This is a genomic window from Kitasatospora sp. NPDC002965 (assembly GCF_040611255.1).
Classification (GTDB): domain Bacteria; phylum Actinomycetota; class Actinomycetes; order Streptomycetales; family Streptomycetaceae; genus Kitasatospora.
Map to the genome: position 1 here is coordinate 21,767 of NZ_JBEXNT010000043.1, position 20,206 is coordinate 41,972.

Annotated in this window: 1 protein-coding gene; it reads left to right on the forward strand. The window is 74.3% G+C overall.

Annotated features, from left to right (window positions below):
* Positions 1-29 precede the first annotated feature (29 nt).
* Positions 30-20,195: an SDR family NAD(P)-dependent oxidoreductase gene (locus tag ABZY91_RS18750; RefSeq protein WP_355403626.1), complete on the forward strand. Its 20,166-nt coding sequence runs from the start codon at positions 30-32 to the stop codon at positions 20,193-20,195.
* Positions 20,196-20,206: the final 11 nt, after the last annotated feature.

Here is a 20,206-nt window from a genome sequence, read left to right on the forward strand (position 1 = left end):
GCCGGCCCAACCCCGAAGGCGGCTCCGCCGTGACATCCGTAAGCGACTCCGCCGGGACCGAAGAGAAGTACCTCGACTACCTCAAGCGCGCGGCGGCGAACCTGCGTGCCGCCCGCCAGCGGGTGGAGGAGCTGGAGTACCGGAACAGCGAGCCCCTGGCGATCATCGCCATGAGCTGTCGCTACCCCGGCGGGGTCGACGGCCCCGAGGACCTGTGGCGGCTGGTCGCCACGGGCTCCGACGCCATCGGCGCTCCGCCGACCGACCGGGGCTGGGACGTCGAGGGCCTCTACGACCACGAGAGCGGCGAACTCGACCGGGAGGCCCGGCTCCGGGGCGGCTTCCTGCACGAGGCGGCCGGCTTCGACCCCGAGCTGTTCGGGATCTCGCCGCGCGAGGCGCTGGCGATGGACCCGCAGCAGCGGCTGCTGCTGGAAGCGACCTGGGAGGCGTTCGAGCGGGCGGGCCTCGACCCCACCGCGACGTCGTTCCCCCGCACCGGGGTGTTCGCCGGGATCATGTACCACGACTACGGCTCGCGGCCCCTGGAACTGCCGGACGGCGTCGCCGGCTACCTGGGGAACGGCAACGCGGGCAGCGTCGCCTCGGGGCGGATCTCCTACACCTTCGGCCTGGAGGGCCCGGCGGTCACGGTCGACACCGCGTGCTCCTCGTCGCTGGTCGCCCTGCACCTCGCCGCGCAGGCGCTGCGCAACGGCGAGTGTGACCTGGCACTGGCCGGCGGCGTGACGGTGATGGCCACGCCGACCACGTTCGTCGAGTTCAGCCGCCAGGGCGGGTTGGCCGCCGACGGCCGGTGCAAGTCCTTCGCGGAGGGCGCGGACGGCACCGGCTGGGGCGAGGGCGTCGGCATGCTGCTGGTCGAGCGCCTCTCGGACGCGCAGCGCCTGGGACACCCGGTCCTGGCAGTGGTGCGGGGCACGGCGGTGAACCAGGACGGTGCCTCCAGCGGTCTGACGGCGCCGAACGGCCCGTCGCAGCAGCGGGTGATCCGCGCCGCCCTCGCCCAGGCCGGGCTGGCGGCGTCCGAGGTGGACGCGGTGGAGGCGCACGGCACGGGGACCCGGCTGGGTGACCCGATCGAGGCCCAGGCGCTGCTGGCGACGTACGGCCAGGACCGTGCGGAGAACGAGCCGTTGTGGCTGGGTTCGGTGAAGTCGAACATCGGGCACACGCAGGCGGCGGCCGGTGTCGCCGGGATCATCAAGATGGTGCAGTCGATGCGGCACGGGCTGCTGCCCGGCACGCTGCACGTGGACGCGCCGTCGTCCCAGGTGGACTGGTCGGCTGGGTCGGTGGAGCTGCTGACGGAGGCACGGCCCTGGCCGGCCACCGGTCGGCCGCGGCGGGCGGGTGTGTCGTCCTTCGGGATCAGCGGGACCAACGCGCACGTGATCGTGGAGGAGGCGCCCGCGCCGGTGCCGGCGGCCGAGCCGGAAGAGTCGGGCGAGCCGGTGGCGGCAGCCCCGCTGCCGGTGGTGCCGCTGGTGGTGACCGCACGGTCGGCGGGCTCCCTGGAGACGCAGATGCAGCGGGTGCGGGCGCTGACCGCGGATCCGCTGGACATCGGGGCGGCCCTGACCTCGCGCGCGGTGCTGGAGCAGCGGGCCGTGCTGCTGGGCGACGCGGTGGTGCGGGGCACGGCGGTCGAGGGCCGGCTGGCGGTGGTGTTCACCGGTCAGGGGTCGCAGCGGGTCGGCATGGGCCGGGAGTTGTCCGAGGCGTTCCCGGTGTTCGCCGCGTCCTTCGACGAGGTGTGTGCGGCGCTGGACCTTCCGCTGCGGGAGGTCCTGGAGGACCGGGAGCGGCTGGACCTGACCGGCTGGGCGCAGCCGGCGATCTTCGCGGTGGAGGTGGCGCTGCTGGCGCTGGTCCGTTCGTGGGGTGTGACGCCGGATGTCGTGGCGGGTCACTCGGTGGGTGAGATCGCCGCGGCTCATGCGGCGGGTGTGTTGTCGCTCCCGGATGCGGCGAAGTTGGTGGCGGCGCGGGGCCGGTTGATGCAGGCGCTGCCCTCGGGTGGCGCGATGCTGGCGGTCGGGGCGTCGGAGGGGGAGGTGTGCGGGGCGTTCCCGGACATCGACGTGGCGGCGGTCAACGGGCCGGCCGCGGTGGTCGTGTCGGGTGCCGGGGACGAGATCGTGCGGATCGCCGAACTCGCTGCCGAGCGGGGCTGGAAGACGTCCCGGCTGCGGACCAGTCACGCGTTCCACTCCCGGCTGATGGAGCCGATGCTGGCGGAGTTCCGGGCCGTGGTGAGCGGTCTGGCCTTCCACGACCCGGTGCTTCCCGCCGTCTCGACGGTGACGGGCGAGGCCGTGACGCCCGGTCAGTGGTCGGACCCGGAGTACTGGGTCGACCAGGTCCGCCGCCCGGTCCGCTTCGCCGACGCCGTCACCGCCCTCGACGCGGACCGGGTCCTCGAACTCGGCCCCGACGGCGTCCTGACCGCGCTGATCGCCCGCGAGAGCGGCCCCGACACGGTCGCCGTCGCCGCCCTGCGCCGCGACCGCGACGAGGCCACCACGCTGCTCACCGCCGTCGCCGAGCTGTTCGTCCACGGGCAGCCCGTCACCTGGCGGGTCCTCTTCGACGGCACCGGCGCCCGCCCGACCGACCTGCCCACCTACCCGTTCCAGCGCCGGCGGTACTGGCTGGAGACCGCCGCCGGGACCGGCGACGTCACCTCGGTCGGTCTCTACGCGTCCGACCACCCGCTGCTCGGCGCCGCGATGCTGCTCGCCGACGGCGACGGCGCCCTGCTCACCGGCCGGCTGGCCGCAGGGACTCCCGGCTGGCTCGCCGACCACCAGGTGTTCGGCTCCGTGCTCGTCCCGGGGACCGCCCTGCTGGACCTCGTCCTCGCCGCCGGACGACGGGTGGGCGCGAACGGTGTCGACGAGCTGATCCTGCGTGAGCCCCTGGTGATCCCGCCGCAGGGCGGCGTCCGGTTGCAGGTCCGGGTCGGGCCCGCCGCCGGCGCGGACCGCCGCACGGTCACCGTCTACAGCCAGCCCGAGGACGGCGACGCCGAGACCTGGACCACCCACGCCGAGGGCACGCTCGCCCCGGCCGCCGGGGCCGACGCCGACCTCAGCCTGGTCGCCTGGCCCCCGAGCGGTGCCGACGAGATCGCGATCGACGGGCTGTACGAGGCGTTCGCCGACGCGGGTCTGTCCTACGGCCCCGCGTTCCGGGGTCTGCGCCGGGCCTGGAAGACCGGCGGGACGGTGTTCGCCGAGGTCACCGTCGACCAGCCGACCGACGGGTTCGGCGTGCACCCGGCGCTGTTCGACGCGGCGCTGCACGCGATCGGCGCGGGGGAACTGCTGCCGGACGGGGAGGTGCGGCTGCCGTTCGCCTTCACCGGCGTGCGGATCACCGGAACGGCTTCCCGGGAGCTGCGCGTCCGCCTCTCCCGGGGGGACGGCACCGACGAGGTGCGCCTCCTGCTCGCGGACGGGACCGGGATCCCGGTCGCCGAGGTGGACGCGCTCCGGCTCCGGCCCGTGACGGCCGGTCAGCTGGCGCGTGGTGCGGCGGACCGTGTGCTGTTCGGTGTGGAGTGGGCCGCGCAGGAGGTGGCGGGTGAGGTGCCGGGTGCGGTGATCCGTCTCGGTGACGCGTTGCCGGTGCCGGTGCCGGTGCTGTTGGTGGATGCGACGGCGGCGGGTGCGGCCCGGGAGCGGGCGGCCGCGTTGCTGGTGCTGCTCCAGTCGTGGTTGGCCGACGGGGCGTGGTCGGATTCGCGCCTGGTGGTGCGGACGTTCGGTGCGGAAGGTGCGGAGATCACGGACGCGGACGGTGCCGCGTTGTGGGGTCTGGTGCGGTCGGCGCAGGCCGAGCATCCGGACCGGCTCCATCTGGTGGACGCGGCCGAGGACGTGTTCTATCCGCTGCCGCAGGCCGTCGTTCGCGAGGGCGTGGTTACTGTGCCGCGTCTGGTGCGCCTGTCGGGTTCCGCTTCTGCTCCGGTGGAGTTCGGTGACGGCACGGTCGTCGTGACCGGTGCGACTGGCACGCTCGGTGGCCTGGTGGCCCGGCATCTGGTCGAGACGCACGGTGTTCGTGATCTGCTGTTGCTGTCCCGTTCCGGTGGGGATGCGGGGCTTGTCGAGGAGCTCGCTTCGGCGAAGGTGCGGGCGGTGGCCTGTGACGTGGCGGACGCGGAAGCGGTGGCCGCAGCGTTGCGGGGCGTGCCGGTGTCGGCGGTGGTTCACGCGGCCGGTGTGTTGGACGACGGGATGGTGGAGTCCCTGACCCCGGAGCGCCTGGATGTGGTGTTCCGGGCGAAGGTCGACGCGGCGCGCAACCTTGCCGCCGCGACGGAGGGCCGGGCACTCAGTGCGTTCGTCCTGTACTCCTCGGTGGCGGGTCTGTTCGGCAACGCGGGCCAGGCCAACTACGCTGCCGCGAACACGTTCCTGGATGCGTACGCGTCGGAGTTGCGGTCGCGGGGTGTGCCGGCGACGTCGCTGGCGTGGGGTCTGTGGGACGCGGGGATGGGTGAGACGCTCACCGATGCGGACCGGGAGCGGATGCGGCGTGGCGGTGTCCTGCCGCTGACCGCCGAGCAGGGGCTCGCGGCCTTCGACGCGGCGCTTTCCGGTGGACGGCCGCTGGTCGCTGCGCTCGCGGTCGACACCGCGGTACTCCGCGAGGCCGTCGGTGCCCCGGCGCTGCTGCGCGGGCTGGTCCACACCCCGGGCGGCCCGGCCGCCGGTACCTCCCTGGGCCTGCGGCTGGCCGGCCTGCCCGTCGAGCAGCGCGTCACGGCGGTGCTCGGGCTGATCCGGGCCCAGGTGTCGGACGTCCTCGGCTACGACCGGGCCGAGGACGTCGATCCGAAGCGGGCCTTCAACGAACTGGGCTTCGACTCGCTCACGGCCGTCGAGCTGCGCAACCGCCTCGCCGCCGCGACCGGGCTGCGGCTGCCGTCCACGCTGGTCTTCGACTACCCGAACGCCACCCTGCTGGCCGGTCACGTCGGCGCGGAGCTGGCCGGCGTCGCCCCCGCCGTGGCCGCGCCGGTGCAGGCCGTCCGCGTGGACGAGCCGATCGCGATCGTCGGGATGGCCTGCCGGTTCCCCGGGGGCGTCGCCTCGCCGGAGGACCTGTGGGAGCTGGTCGCGGCCGGGCGGGACGGGATCGTGCCGTTCCCCGAGGACCGTGGCTGGGACGTCGAGAACCTTTACCACCCCGACCCGGACCACCCCGGCACCTCCTACGCCCGCGACGGCGGATTCCTCACCGGCGCGGCCGACTTCGACCCCGGGCTGTTCGGGATCTCGCCGCGTGAGGCGCTGGCGATGGACCCGCAGCACCGGCTGCTGCTGGAGACCTCGTGGGAGGCGTTCGAGCGGGCCGGTGTCGACCCCCGGAGCCTGCGCGGATCCCGCACCGGCGTGTTCGCGGGCATCATGTACGGCGACTACGCGACCGTCCTGGAGCAGGCCGAGGCGCAGGTCGAGGGCTTCATGGGGACCGGCGGGAGCATCGCGTCGGGCCGGGTGTCGTACACCTTCGGTCTGGAGGGTCCGGCGGTCACGGTCGACACGGCGTGCTCGTCCTCACTGGTGGCGCTGCACCTTGCGGTGCAGGCGTTGCGCAGTGGGGAGTGCGAGCTGGCGCTGGCGGGTGGCGTGACGGTGATGGCGACGCCGGGGACGTTCGTCGGGTTCTCGCGGCAGCGGGGTCTCGCGGCCGACGGTCGGTGCAAGTCGTTCGCCGAGGGCGCGGACGGCACCGGGTGGGGCGAGGGTGTCGGCATGCTGCTCGTGGAGCGGTTGTCGGACGCTCAGCGTCTGGGTCACCCGGTCCTGGCGGTGGTGCGGGGCAGTGCGGTGAACCAGGACGGTGCGTCGAACGGTCTGACGGCGCCGAACGGTCCGTCGCAGCAGCGGGTGATCCGCCAGGCGCTGGAGTCCGCGGGTCTGACGGCGCAGGACGTGGACGCGGTCGAGGCGCACGGGACGGGAACCGCGCTCGGTGACCCGATCGAGGCCCAGGCCCTCCTGGCGACGTACGGGCGCGACCGCTCCGGCGAGCCGTTGTGGCTGGGTTCGGTGAAGTCGAACCTCGGGCACACCCAGGCGGCGGCAGGTGTCGCGGGCATCATCAAGATGGTGCAGTCGATGCGCCACGGCGTGCTGCCCGGCACGCTGCACGTGGACGCGCCGTCCTCGCAGGTCGACTGGTCCGCCGGTGCGGTCGAGCTGCTGACCGAGGCGCGCGACTGGCCCGCGACCGACCGGCCGCGCCGGGCCGGGGTGTCCTCGTTCGGCATCAGCGGCACCAACGCCCACGTCATCCTCGAAGCCCCGTCGGGCGCACCGGCTTCCGCGACCGCGTCGGACGAGGCACCGCTCCCGGCGCTTCCGATGACCCCGGTCGTCCTCACCGCCGCGAGCGAGCGGGCCCTCACCGGGCAGGTCGAGCGGCTCCACAGCTACCTCCTGGCACACCCGGACGCCTCGGTGCCCGATGTCGCCTGGACGCTCGCCCACCGGACGACGTTGCCCCGGCGCACGGTGGTGCTGGCCGCCGACCGCGACGAGCTGCTCACGGGGCTCGCCGCCGCGCAGCCCGCGGCCGAGGTCCGGCCCACCTCTCTGGCGGTGGTGTTCACCGGCCAGGGGTCGCAGCGGGTCGGGATGGGCCGGGAGTTGTACGACACTTTCCCGGTGTTCGCGACCGCCTATGACGAGGCGTGCGAGGCGCTGGGGCTCACGCTGCACGGGCTGGATGCGGAGTCGCTGGACCGGACGGGTTCGGCGCAGCCGGCGATCTTCGCGGTCGAGGTGGCGCTGCTGGCGCTCGTGCGCTCCTGGGGGGTGACCCCGGATGTGGTCGCCGGTCACTCGGTCGGTGAGATCACGGCCGCGTACGCTGCCGGGGTCCTCTCCCTGGCGGACGCGGCGAAGCTCGTCGCGGCGCGGGGCCGGTTGATGCAGGCGCTGCCGGCCGGCGGCGCGATGCTGGCGGTCGGGGCGTCGGAGGGGGAGGTGTGCGGGGCGTTCCCGGACATCGACGTGGCGGCGGTCAACGGGCCGGCCGCGGTGGTCGTGTCGGGCGCCGAGGGCGAGATCGTGCGGATCGCCGAACTCGCTGCCGAGCGGGGCTGGAAGACGTCCCGCCTGCGGACCAGTCACGCGTTCCACTCCCGGCTGATGGAGCCGATGCTGGCGGAGTTCCGCACGGTCGTGGAGACGATCGGCCTCGTCGACCCCGTGCTTCCCGCCGTCTCGACGGTGACGGGCGAGGCCGTGACGCCCGGTCAGTGGTCGGACCCGGAGTACTGGGTCGACCAGGTCCGCCGCCCGGTCCGCTTCGCCGACGCGGCCGTCGCTCTGGGCACGGCCGCCGTCCTCGAACTCGGTCCGGACAGCGTGCTCACCTCGCTCGTCGTGGACGCGAACCCCGACACGACGACGGCTGTCGCCGCGCTGCGCCGCGACCGCGACGAGGCCACCACCCTGCTCACCTCGCTCGCCGAACTGCACGCGGCCGGCCTCACGGTCGACTGGAAGGCCGTGCTCGGCGGTGGGTCGCGTCTGGACCTGCCCGGCTACGCCTTCGACCACCGGCACTTCTGGCCCCGCCGCCGGACCCCGCAGACGGCCGATGCCGCGGGCCTCGGCCTGACCGACACCGGCCACCCGCTGCTCGGAGCGACGATCGCGCTTCCGGACGTGCCGGAGAGCGTGCTCACCGGACGCCTGTCGCTCGCGACCCACCCGTGGCTGGCCGATCACTCGGTCTTCGGCACCACGGTCGTGCCGGGCACGGCCCTGGTCGAGATGGCGCTCGCCGGCGGTGTCCGGGCCGGGGTGCCGGTCCTGGACGAACTGCTGCTCCAGGCCCCGCTGACACTGTCCGCCTCCGGTGGTGCGCAGATCCGCACGACGATCGGTGCACCGGACGCCGACGGACGGCGCCCGGTCGCGGTCCACGCCCGGAGTGACGACGAGGCTTCCTGGGAACTGCACGCGACCGGCGTTCTCTCCTCTGACCCCGCCGAAGCTGCCCATGACGCCCATGACGCCGGTGACACGGATCTGGTCGTGTGGCCGCCGACCGGCGCGGAGGAGCTCGAACTGGGCGGCCTGTACGAGGCGTTCGCCGACGCGGGTCTGTCCTACGGTCCGGCGTTCCGGGGTCTGCGCCGGGCCTGGAAGACCGGCGGGACGGTGTTCGCCGAGGTTGCGGTCGACCAGCCGACCGACGGGTTCGGCGTGCACCCGGCGCTGTTCGACGCGGCGTTGCACGCGATCGGCGTGGGCGGAGCCCTGCTGCCGTCGGCCGACGGTGCGCAGTTGCCCTTCGCCTTCTCGGGCGTGCGTGTCCTGGGAACGGCCGCCGACACACTGCGGGTCCGGCTCACGGCCGGGAGCTCCGCCGAGTCGGTGCGGCTGCTGTTCGCCGACGGGACGGGTCTGCCGGTAGCCCGGGTCGAGGCGCTGACGCTGCGTCCGGTGACGGCCGGGCAGCTGGCGCGTGGTGCGGCGGACCGTGTGCTGTTCGGTGTGGAGTGGGCCCCGCAGGAGGTGGCGGGTGAGGTGCCGGGTGCGGTGATCCGTCTCGGTGACGCGTTGCCGGTGCCGGTGCCGGTGCTGTTGGTGGATGCGACGGCGGCGGGTGCGGCTCGGGAGCGGGCTGCTGCGTTGCTGGTGCTGCTCCAGTCGTGGTTGGCCGACGGGGCGTGGTCGGATTCGCGCCTGGTGGTCCGCACGTTCGGTGCGGAAGGTGCGGAGATCACGGACGCGGACGGTGCCGCGTTGTGGGGTCTGGTGCGGTCGGCGCAGGCCGAGCATCCGGACCGGCTCCACTTGGTGGACGCGGCCGAGGACGTGTTCTATCCGCTGCCGCAGGCCGTCGTGCGCGACGGGGTGGTCACTGTGCCGCGTCTGGTGCGCCTGTCGGGTTCCGCGTCCGCTCCGGTGGTGTTCGGTGACGGAACGGTCGTCGTGACGGGTGCGACCGGCACGCTCGGTGGCCTGGTGGCCCGGCATCTGGTCGAGAACCACGGGGTCCGTGACCTGCTGTTGCTGTCCCGCTCCGGTAGGGATGCCGGCCTCGTCGAGGAGCTCGCGTCGGCGAAGGTGCGGGCGGTGGCCTGTGACGTGGCGGACGCGGAAGCGGTGGCCGAGGTGTTGCGGGGCGTGCCGGTGTCGGCGGTGGTTCACGCGGCCGGTGTGTTGGACGACGGGATGGTGGAGTCCCTGACCCCGGAGCGCCTGGATGTGGTGTTCCGGGCGAAGGTCGACGCGGCGCGCAACCTTGCCGCCGCGATGGAGGGCCGGGCACTGAGTGCGTTCGTCCTGTACTCCTCGGTGGCGGGTCTGTTCGGCAACGCGGGCCAGGCCAACTACGCTGCCGCGAACACGTTCCTGGATGCGTACGCGTCGGAGTTGCGGTCGCGGGGTGTGCCGGCGACGTCGCTGGCGTGGGGTCTGTGGGACGCGGGGATGGGTGAGACGCTCACCGATGCGGACCGGGAGCGGATGCGGCGTGGTGGTGTCCTGCCGCTGACCGCCGAGCAGGGGCTCGCGGCCTTCGACGCGGCGCTTTCCGGTGGACGGCCGCTGGTCGCTGCGCTCGCGGTCGACACCGCGGTACTCCGTGCCGCAGAGGCCGTGCCGCCGCTGCTGGCCGGCCTCGTGCCAGGCCGTGCCGTGGTCGCCCCGGCCGGCAGCCCGCTGGCCCGACGGCTGTCCGCGCTTCCCGGGCACGAGCGGTCCCGGGCACTGCTCGCCCTGGTCGGTGGCCAGGTCGCCGCCGTGCTCGGGTACGCGTCGTCCGACCACCTGGACCCCGAGCGGGCCTTCAGCGAGCTGGGATTCGACTCGCTCACCGCGGTCGACCTGCGCAACCGGCTGAACGCGGTGACCGGGCTGCGGCTGCCGTCCACGCTGGTCTTCGACTACCCGAACGCCACCCTGCTGGCCGCGTCCCTCGACGAGCGGTTGTCCGACGAGCACGGCCCGGCCGCCACGCCTGCCCGGCGCGTCCGGGTGGACGACGAGCCGATCGCGATCGTCGGGATGGCGTGCCGGTTCCCCGGGGGCGTCGCCTCGCCGGAGGACCTGTGGGAGCTGGTGGCGTCCGGGCGGGACGGGATCGGGTTCTTCCCCGAGGACCGTGGCTGGGACGTGGAGAACCTGTACCACCCGGACCCGGACCACCCGGGTACCTCGTACACGCGGGAGGGTGGATTCCTTTACGGGGCCGCGGACTTCGATCCGGGGCTGTTCGGGATCTCGCCGCGTGAGGCGTTGGCGATGGACCCGCAGCAGCGCCTGCTGCTGGAGGCGTCGTGGGAGGCGTTCGAGCGGGCGGGGATCGACCCGTTGGGGCTGCGTGGTTCGCGGACCGGGGTGTTCGCCGGTGTCATGTACCACGACTACGGTTCGCAGACCGCCGAGGTGCCGCCCGGTGTGGAGGGTTTCCTCAGCACGGGCAGCTCCGGCAGTGTCGCGTCGGGCCGGGTGTCGTACACCTTCGGTCTGGAGGGTCCGGCGGTCACGGTCGACACGGCGTGCTCGTCCTCGCTGGTGGCGCTGCACCTTGCGGTGCAGGCGTTGCGCAGTGGGGAGTGCGAGCTGGCGTTGGCGGGTGGTGTGACGGTGATGGCGACGCCGGGGACGTTCGTCGGGTTCTCGCGGCAGCGGGGTCTCGCGGCCGACGGTCGGTGCAAGTCGTTCGCCGAGGGCGCGGACGGTACCGGCTGGGGCGAGGGTGTCGGCATGCTGCTCGTGGAGCGGCTGGCCGATGCCGAGCGTCTGGGTCACCCGGTCCTGGCGGTGGTGCGGGGCAGTGCGGTGAACCAGGACGGTGCGTCGAACGGTCTGACGGCGCCGAACGGTCCGTCGCAGCAGCGGGTGATCCGCCAGGCGTTGGAGTCCGCGGGTCTGTCGGCGCAGGATGTGGACGCGGTGGAGGCGCACGGGACGGGCACCTCGCTCGGTGACCCGATCGAGGCCCAGGCGCTCCTCGCCACCTACGGCCAGGGTCGTAACGGCGTTCCGCTGTGGCTGGGTTCGGTGAAGTCGAACCTCGGGCACACGCAGGCGGCGGCAGGTGTGGCCGGGATCATCAAGATGGTGCAGTCGATGCGCCACGGCGTGCTGCCCGGCACCCTGCACGTGGACGAGCCGTCCTCGCAGGTCGACTGGTCCGCCGGTGCGGTCGAGCTGCTGACCGAGGCGCGTGACTGGCCCGCGACCGACCGGCCGCGCCGGGCGGCGGTGTCCTCGTTCGGCATCAGCGGCACCAACGCCCACGTCATCCTCGAAGCCCCGTCGGGCGCACCGGTTCCCGCGACCGGCGCCGAGTCGCCGGCCGTCGTTCCGATCGTGCTCAGCGCCGCCGAGCCGGAGGCGCTGCGGGAGGCTGCCGAGCGGATCCGGCAGGGCCTCGCCGCCGACACGTCCCCGGGCCGGGTCGGACGGGCGCTGGCGACCCGCGCGCGGTTGCGCCACCGGGCGGTGCTCCTCGCGAGCGACCGCACCGCACTGGACGCGGGTCTGGCGGCGGTGGCCGCCGGGACCCACCCGCTGACGGGGGTCGCCGGGCCGGGCCGACTGGCGGTGGTGTTCACCGGTCAGGGGTCCCAGCGGGTCGGTATGGGCCGGGAGTTGTACGAGGCGTTCCCGGTGTTCGCCGCGTCCTTCGACGAGGTGTGCGCCGCGCTCGGCCTCCCGCTGCACGAGGTCCTGGAGGACCGGGAGCGGCTGGACCTGACCGGCTGGGCGCAGCCGGCGATCTTCGCGGTCGAGGTGGCGCTGCTCGCGCTCGTGCGCTCGTGGGGTGTGACGCCGGATGTCGTGGCGGGTCACTCGGTGGGTGAGATCACGGCCGCGTACGCCGCCGGGGTCCTCACGCTGAAGGATGCGGCGAAGCTGGTGGCGGCGCGGGGCCGGTTGATGCAGGCGCTGCCGGCCGGCGGCGCGATGCTGGCGGTCGGGGCGTCGGAGGGCGAGGTGCGGGAGGCGTTCCCGGACATCGACCTGGCGGCGGTCAACGGCCCGGCCGCGGTGGTCGTCTCCGGTGCCGAGGACGACATCGTGGCGATCGCCGAGCTGGTGACCGAGCGGGGCTGGAAGACCAACCGCCTGCGGACCAGTCACGCGTTCCACTCCCGGTTGATGGAGCCGATGCTGGCGGAGTTCCGCACGGTCGTGGAGACGATCGGCCTCGTCGACCCGGTGCTTCCCGCCGTCTCGACGGTGACGGGCACTCCGGTGACGCCCGGTCAGTGGTCGGACCCCGAGTACTGGGTCGACCAGGTCCGCCGCCCGGTCCGCTTCGCCGACGCGGCCGTGGCCCTGGGCGCGGACCGGATCCTGGAACTCGGCCCGGACAGCGTGCTCGCCGTCCTGGCGGGCGTGCTCTGCCCGGACGCCGTGGCGGTGGCCGGACTGCGCAGGGACCGGGACGAGCCCGCCGTGCTGCTCACGGCGCTGGCCGAGCTGTACGTACGGGGCCAGCGGGTCGACTGGCCCGCTGTGTTCGACGGCACCGGCGCCCCCCGGGTCGAGCTGCCCACCTACCCCTTCCAGCGCCGGCGCTACTGGCCACGGCCGCGGACCGGCACGAGCCGCGACGCGATCGGCCTCGGGCTGGCCGAGACCGGCCACCCGCTGCTCGGAGCGGCCGTCGAGGCCCCCGACGCGGCGACGACGCTGCTCACCGGCCTGCTGTCGTTGCGCACCCACCCGTGGCTGGCCGACCACGTCGTGCAGGGCAGCCCGCTGGTACCGGGGACCGCGCTGGCCGAGATGGCCCGCGCGGCCGGCGAGCGAGCCGGTGCCCCGGTCGTGGAGGAACTGCTGCTGCAGGCTCCGCTGCCGCTGCCCGAGCGCGGTGGTGTCCAGCTCCGCGCCACCGTCGCCGCGCCCGACGCCGACGGCCGGCGCGCGCTGTCGGTGCACGCCCGCGCCGAGGACGACGACCCCTGGACGACGCACGCCACCGGCGTGCTGGCCGCCGTGGACGAGCGGTCGCCCGCCGAGGTGGACCTGGTCTCCTGGCCGCCGACCGGCGCCGACCCGCTGGACCTCTCCGGTTTCTACCCGGAGACAGCGGCCGGCGGGCTCGCCTACGGCCCCGCGTTCCAGGGTCTGAAGGGCGTCTGGAAGCGCGGCGAGGAGGTGTTCGCCGAGGTCGAGCTCGATCACGCGACCGCCGGGTACGCGCTGCACCCGGCGCTGTTCGACGCGGTACTGCACGCGATCGCCGCCGGCGGCCTGTTCACCGACGGCGACGTCCGGCTCCCGTTCGCCGTCACCGGCTTCCGGTCCTTCGGGCCGGCCGGTACGCGGCTTCGGGCGCACCTGACCCTGGCCGGAGGCGCCGACACCGTACGGCTGCTGCTCGCCGACGCGTCCGGCACGCCGGTCGCCGAGGTCGACGGCCTGGTGCTGCGCCCGGTCTCGTCCGTCCGCCCGGGAGCGGCTGCGGCCGAGCGGCTGCTCTACGCCGTGGAGCGGGCCGCGCAGGAGGTGGCGGTCGAGGTGCCGGGTGCGGTGATCCGTCTCGGTGACGCGTTGCCGGTGCCGGTGCCGGTGCTGTTGGTGGATGCGACGGCGGCGGGTGCGGCCCGGGAGCGGGCGGCCGCGTTGCTGGTGCTGCTCCAGTCGTGGCTGGCCGACGCGGCGTGGTCCGAATCGCGCCTGGTGGTGCGGACGTTCGGTGCGGAAGGTGCGGAGATCACGGACGCGGACGGTGCCGCGTTGTGGGGTCTGGTGCGGTCGGCGCAGGCCGAGCATCCGGACCGGCTCCATCTGGTGGACGCGGCCGAGGACGTGTTCTACCCGCTGCCGCAGGCCGTCGTGCGCGAGGGCGTGGTCACTGTGCCGCGTCTGGTGCGCCTGACGGGTTCCGCGTCCGCTCCGGTGGAGTTCGGTGACGGAACGGTCGTCGTGACCGGTGCGACCGGCACGCTCGGTGGCCTGGTGGCCCGGCATCTGGTCGAGACGCACGGGGTCCGTGACCTGCTGTTGCTCTCCCGCTCCGGTGGGGATGCCGGCCTCGTCGAGGAGCTCGCTTCGGCGAAGGTCCGGGCGGTGGCCTGTGACGTGGCGGACGCGGAAGCGGTCACCGCAGCGCTGCGGGGCGAGCCGGTAACCGCGGTGATCCACGCCGCCGGTGTGCTGGACGACGCCCTCCTCGCCGATCTGACGCCCGAGCGCCTCGACACGGTGCTGCGCTCCAAGGTCGACGCCGCGCGCAACCTCGCCGCCGCGACGGAGGGCCGGACGCTCAGCGCCTTCGTCCTCTACTCCTCGGCGGCCGGTCTGTTCGGCAACGCCGGCCAGGCCAACTACTCCGCGGCCAACGCGTTCCTGGACGCCTACGCGACCGAGCTGCGGTCGCAGGGCGTGCCGGCGACGTCGCTGGCCTGGGGCCTGTGGGACGCGGGTATGGCCGGCGGGCTCAGTGAAGCCGAGCTGGCCCGGGCCCGGCAGGGCGGCATCCTGCCGCTGACCGCCGAGCAGGGGCTCGCGGCCTTCGACGCCGCGCTGGGTACGGGCCGGGCGACGGTCGCGCCGCTGGCGCTCGACACGGCCCCGCTGCGCGAGGCCGCCGCGGCCGGGTTGTTGCCCCCGCTGCTGGCGAGCCTTGTTCGGGTGCCGGTCCGCAAGCGGGCCGACACCGCCCTGGGCCTGCGGCTGGCCGGCCTGCCGGCGCCGCAGCGCGATCGGGCGGTGCTCGACCTGGTCCGGACCCACGTGGCCGCGGTCCTCGACTACGCGGGCCCGGAGGCGGTCGAGGTCGAACGCGCCTTCAGCGAGCTGGGCTTCGACTCGCTCATCGCGGTCGACCTGCGCAACCGCCTGATGGCCGTGACCGGCCTGCGACTGCCGTCCACGCTGGTCTTCGACTACCCGAACACGCTCGCCCTGGCAGCGCACCTCGGTGCCGAACTCGCCGGAGCGGCCGAACGGGCCGACGCCGTCGCCCCGGCGGGCGCGACGGGCCGGACGGTCCGTGCGCTCCGTGCCGACGAGCCGATCGCGATCGTGGGGATGGCGTGCCGTTACCCCGGGGGCGTCGCCTCGCCGGAGGACCTGTGGGAGCTGGTGGCGTCCGGGCGGGACGGGATCGGGTTCTTCCCCGAGGACCGTGGCTGGGACGTGGAGAACCTGTACCACCCGGACCCGGACCACCCCGGTACCTCGTACACGCGGGAGGGTGGATTCCTTTACGGGGCCGCGGACTTCGATCCGGAGGTGTTCGGGATCTCGCCGCGTGAGGCGTTGGCGATGGACCCGCAGCACCGGCTGCTGCTGGAGGCGTCGTGGGAGGCGTTCGAGCGGGCGGGTATCGATCCGCTGGGCCTGCGCGGTTCGCGGACCGGAGTGTTCGCGGGCGTGATGTACAACGACTACTCGATGGTGCTGGGGGCCTCGGACGACAGCGCCGAGGGCTTCATGGGCACCGGCGGGAGCATCGCGTCGGGCCGGGTGTCGTACACCTTCGGTCTGGAGGGTCCGGCGGTCACGGTCGACACGGCGTGCTCCTCGTCGTTGGTCGCTCTGCACCTGGCGGTGCAGGCGCTGCGCAGTGGGGAGTGTGACGCGGCGCTGGCGGGTGGTGTCACCGTGATGGCGACGCCGGGGACGTTCGTCGGGTTCTCGCGGCAGCGGGGTCTCGCGGCCGACGGCCGGTGCAAGTCCTTCGCCGAGGGCGCGGACGGCACCGGGTGGGGCGAGGGTGTCGGCATGCTGCTGGTCGAGCGGCTGGCCGATGCCGAGCGTCTGGGTCACCCGGTCCTGGCGGTGGTGCGGGGCAGTGCGGTGAACCAGGACGGTGCGTCCAACGGTCTGACGGCGCCGAACGGGCCCTCGCAGCAGCGGGTGATCCGGCAGGCGCTGGAGTCCGCGGGTCTGACGGCGCAGGATGTGGACGCGGTGGAGGCGCACGGGACGGGCACCGCGCTCGGTGACCCGATCGAGGCCCAGGCGCTCCTCGCCACCTACGGCCAGGACCGTGCGGAGAACGAGCCGTTGTGGCTGGGGTCGGTGAAGTCGAACCTCGGTCACACGCAGGCGGCGGCCGGTGTCGCGGGCATCATCAAGATGGTGCAGTCGATGCGCCACGGGATCCTCCCGGGCACGCTGCACGTGGACGCGCCGTCGTCCCAGGTGGACTGGTCCGCCGGTGCGGTCGAGTTGCTGACCGAGGCGCGCGACTGGCCCGCCACCGACCGGCCGCGCCGGGCCGGGGTGTCCTCGTTCGGCATCAGCGGCACCAACGCCCACGTCATCCTCGAAGCCGTGGCTCCGAGTTCCCCGGCCGCCGCGTCGGGTCGGAGCCTTCCGGTGACCCCGATCGTGCTCAGCGCGGCGGACCCGGACGCGCTGCACGCCTACGCCGCCCGCCTGCGCACCGCCGACACGGCGGACCTGTCGCTGGACCGGGTGGGCCGGGCCCTCGCCGGTCGAGCGGCCCTCAGGCACCGCGCCCTGCTCCTCGCCACCGACCACCCCGCGCTCGACCGCGCGTTGGCCGGCGTCGGTTCGGGCGACGAACCCGGGGCCGGGACGCGGTTCGGGGAGGCGCACCGCGCCGCTCTGGCAGTGGTGTTCACCGGTCAGGGGTCCCAGCGGGTCGGTATGGGCCGGGAGTTGTACGAGGCGTTCCCGGTGTTCGCCGCGTCCTTCGACGAGGTGTGCGCCGCGTTCGGCCTCCCGCTGCACGAGGTCCTGGAGGACCGGGAGCGGCTGGACCGGACGGAGTGGGCGCAGCCGGCGATCTTCGCGGTCGAGGTGGCGCTGCTCGCCCTCGTCCGTTCCTGGGGCGTGGAGCCGGACGTCGTCGCCGGTCACTCGGTCGGCGAGATCACCGCCGCCCACGCCGCCGGGGTCCTCACCCTGGCCGACGCGGCGAAGCTCGTCGCCGCCCGGGGCCGGCTGATGCAGGCCCTCCCGGCGGGCGGGGCGATGCTGGCCGTCGGGGCGTCGGAGGCCGAGGTGCGCCAGGCGGACCCGGTCATCGACATCGCGGCGGTCAACGGCCCGGACGCCGTGGTCGTGTCGGGCGCCGAGGACGACATCGCGCGGATCGCCGGACTCGCGGCGGACCGGAGCTGGAAGACCAACCGCCTGCGGACCAGCCACGCGTTCCACTCCCGCCTGATGGAGCCGATGCTCGACGAGTTCCGCACGATCGTCGGGACGCTCGGCTTCGCCGACCCGGTGACCCCCGCCGTCTCCACGGTGACCGGCGCCCCGGTGGCACCCGGCCAGTGGTCGGACCCGGAGTACTGGGTCCGGCAGGTCCGCGAGCCGGTCCGCTTCGCCGACGCCGTCACCGCCCTCGACGCCGGCCGTGTGCTCGAACTGGGCCCGGACGGCGTCCTCACCGCGCTGATCGGCGAACTGCGTCCGGAGCTGACCTCCGTCGCCGCGCTGCGCCGTGACCGGGACGAGGTCATGGCGCTGCTCACGGCAGTCGGGGCGCTGTTCGTGGAGGGCCAGGACGTCGACTGGGGCTCGGTGCTCGGCACCGGCCCGCGCGCCGACCTGCCCACCTACGCCTTCCGGCACCGCCGGTACTGGCCGCGCCCCCGGACCGGTTCCACCGGTGACGCCGTCGGCCTCGGCCTCGTCGGCACCGGGCACCAACTGGTCGGCGCCGCGGTCGAACTTCCCTCCGGTGAAAGTGTCTTCACCGGAAGGCTCTCGACCCGTACGCACCCGTGGCTGGGCGACCACGCGGTCTCCGGCCGTACGGTCGTCCCGGGCACGGCACTGGTGGAGATGGCGCTCGCCGCCGGGGAGCAGGCCGGGCTTCCGGTGCTGGACGAACTGCTGCTCCAGGCCCCGCTGACCTTCGGGGACCAGGACGGGGCCCAGGTCCGGGTGACCGTGGCCGCGCCCGAGGACGGCCGCAGCGCGGTGACGATCCACTCCCGGCACGAGGACGACGCCGCGTGGGTGCTCAACGCCGAGGGCGCGCTGAGCGACGCCGCCGAGCCGTTCCCGGACACCGCCGCCGCGGCGGCGGTCTGGCCGCCCGCGGGCGCGGACGAGATCGACGTCGCCGGCTTCTACCCGGCGGCGGCAGCCGCCGGGCTGGAGTACGGGCCGGCGTTCCAGGGTCTGAAGGGCGTCTGGAAGCGCGGCGAGGAGGTGTTCGCCGAGGTCGAGCTCGATCACGCGACCGCCGGGTACGCGCTGCACCCGGCCCTGTTCGACGCGGCGTTGCACGCGATCGGCGCGGGTGGCGCGCTCCCGGTCGGCGGCGGTGTCCGGTTGCCGTTCGGCTTCTCCGGGGTCCGGGTCGCCGGCCCGGCGGGGACGAGCCTCCGGGTCGAGATCGCTCCCGCTCCCGGTGCCGACACGGTCCGGCTCACGTTCACCGACTCGTCGGGTGGTCCGGTCGCGGCCGTGGAGAGCCTCGCGCTGCGGCCGGTCGCGGCCGGCCAGTTCGGCAGCCTCGCCGACCGACTGCTGTTCGGTGTGGAGTGGGCCGCGCAGGAGGTGGCGGGTGAGGTGCCGGGTGCGGTGATCCGTCTCGGTGACGCGTTGCCGGTGCCGGTGCCGGTGCTGTTGGTGGATGCGACGGCGGCGGGTGCGGCCCGGGAGCGGGCTGCCGCGTTGCTGGTGCTGCTCCAGTCGTGGTTGGCCGACGGGGCGTGGTCCGAATCGCGCCTGGTGGTGCGGACGTTCGGTGCGGAAGGCGCGGAGATCGCCGATGCGGACGGTGCCGCGTTGTGGGGTCTGGTGCGGTCGGCGCAGGCCGAGCATCCGGACCGGCTCCACTTGGTGGACGCGGCCGAGGACGTGTTCTATCCGCTGCCGCAGGCCGTCGTTCGCGAGGGCGTGGTTACTGTGCCGCGTCTGGTGCGCCTGTCGGGTTCCGCTTCTGCTCCGGTGGAGTTCGGTGACGGCACGGTCGTCGTGACCGGTGCGACTGGCACGCTCGGTGGCCTGGTGGCCCGGCATCTGGTCGAGACGCACGGTGTTCGTGATCTGCTGTTGCTGTCCCGTTCCGGTGGGGATGCGGGGCTCGTCGAGGAGCTCGCTTCGGCGAAGGTCCGGGCGGTGGCCTGTGACGTGGCGGACGCGGAAGCGGTCGCCGAGGCGTTGCGGGGCGAGCCGGTGTCGGCGGTGATTCACGCCGCCGGTGTGCTGGACGACGCGCTCCTCGCCGATCTGACGCCCGAGCGCCTCGACGCGGTGTTCCGGGTCAAGGTCGACGCGGCGCGCAACCTCGCCGCCGCGACGGAGGGCCGGGCACTCAGTGCCTTCGTCCTCTACTCCTCGGCGGCCGGTCTGTTCGGCAACGCCGGTCAGGGCAACTACGCCGCGGCCAACGCCTTCCTGGACGCGTACGCGACCCAGCTGCGCGCGCAGGGAGTCCCCGCGACCTCCCTCGCCTGGGGCCTGTGGGACGCGGGGATGGGCGAATCCCTCACCGGTGCCGACCGGGAGCGGATGCGGCGCGGCGGTGTCCTGCCGCTCACGGCGGAACAGGGCCTCGCGGCCCTCGACGCCGCGCTCGGCACCGGCGAGCCGCTGGTCGCCCCGCTCGCCCTCGACCCGGCCGCGCTCGGCCAGGCGGCCGAGGTCGGCCTGCTGCCCCCGCTGCTGGCCGGGTTGGTCCGCGCACCGCGTAGCCGCCGGGACGTGTCGGCGGGGCCGGCACTGGGCCGGCGCCTGGAGGGCCTGCCCGCCGAGGACCAGGACCGGATCGTGCTCGAAGCCGTCCAGGGTCAGGTCGCGGCCGTGCTGGGGTACGACTCCGGCGCCGCCGTCCCGGTCGCGCGGCCGTTCAGCGAGCTGGGCTTCGACTCGCTCATCGCGGTCGACCTGCGCAACCGCCTGATGGCCGTGACGGGCCTGCGACTGCCGTCCACGCTGGTCTTCGACTACCCGAACACCGCCGCTCTCGCCGCTCACCTCGCCGAGCGGCTCAGGCCCGCCACGGTCTCCCCGGTGGCGGCCCTCCTGGCCGAACTCGACCGGCTCGAAAAGGGGTTGCAGGCGGCGTCGGCCGGTGACGACGAGCGGTCGCGGGTGACCGCCAGGCTGCACGGCCTGCTCGCCGCCTGGCAGGGCGCGGACACGGTGCCGACCGGCGGCGCCGTCCTTGTCGACGAGTTGGAAGCCGCCACCGACGACGAGATGTTCGACCTGATCGGCAAGGAATTCGGAATCTCCTGACCCGCCGCAGC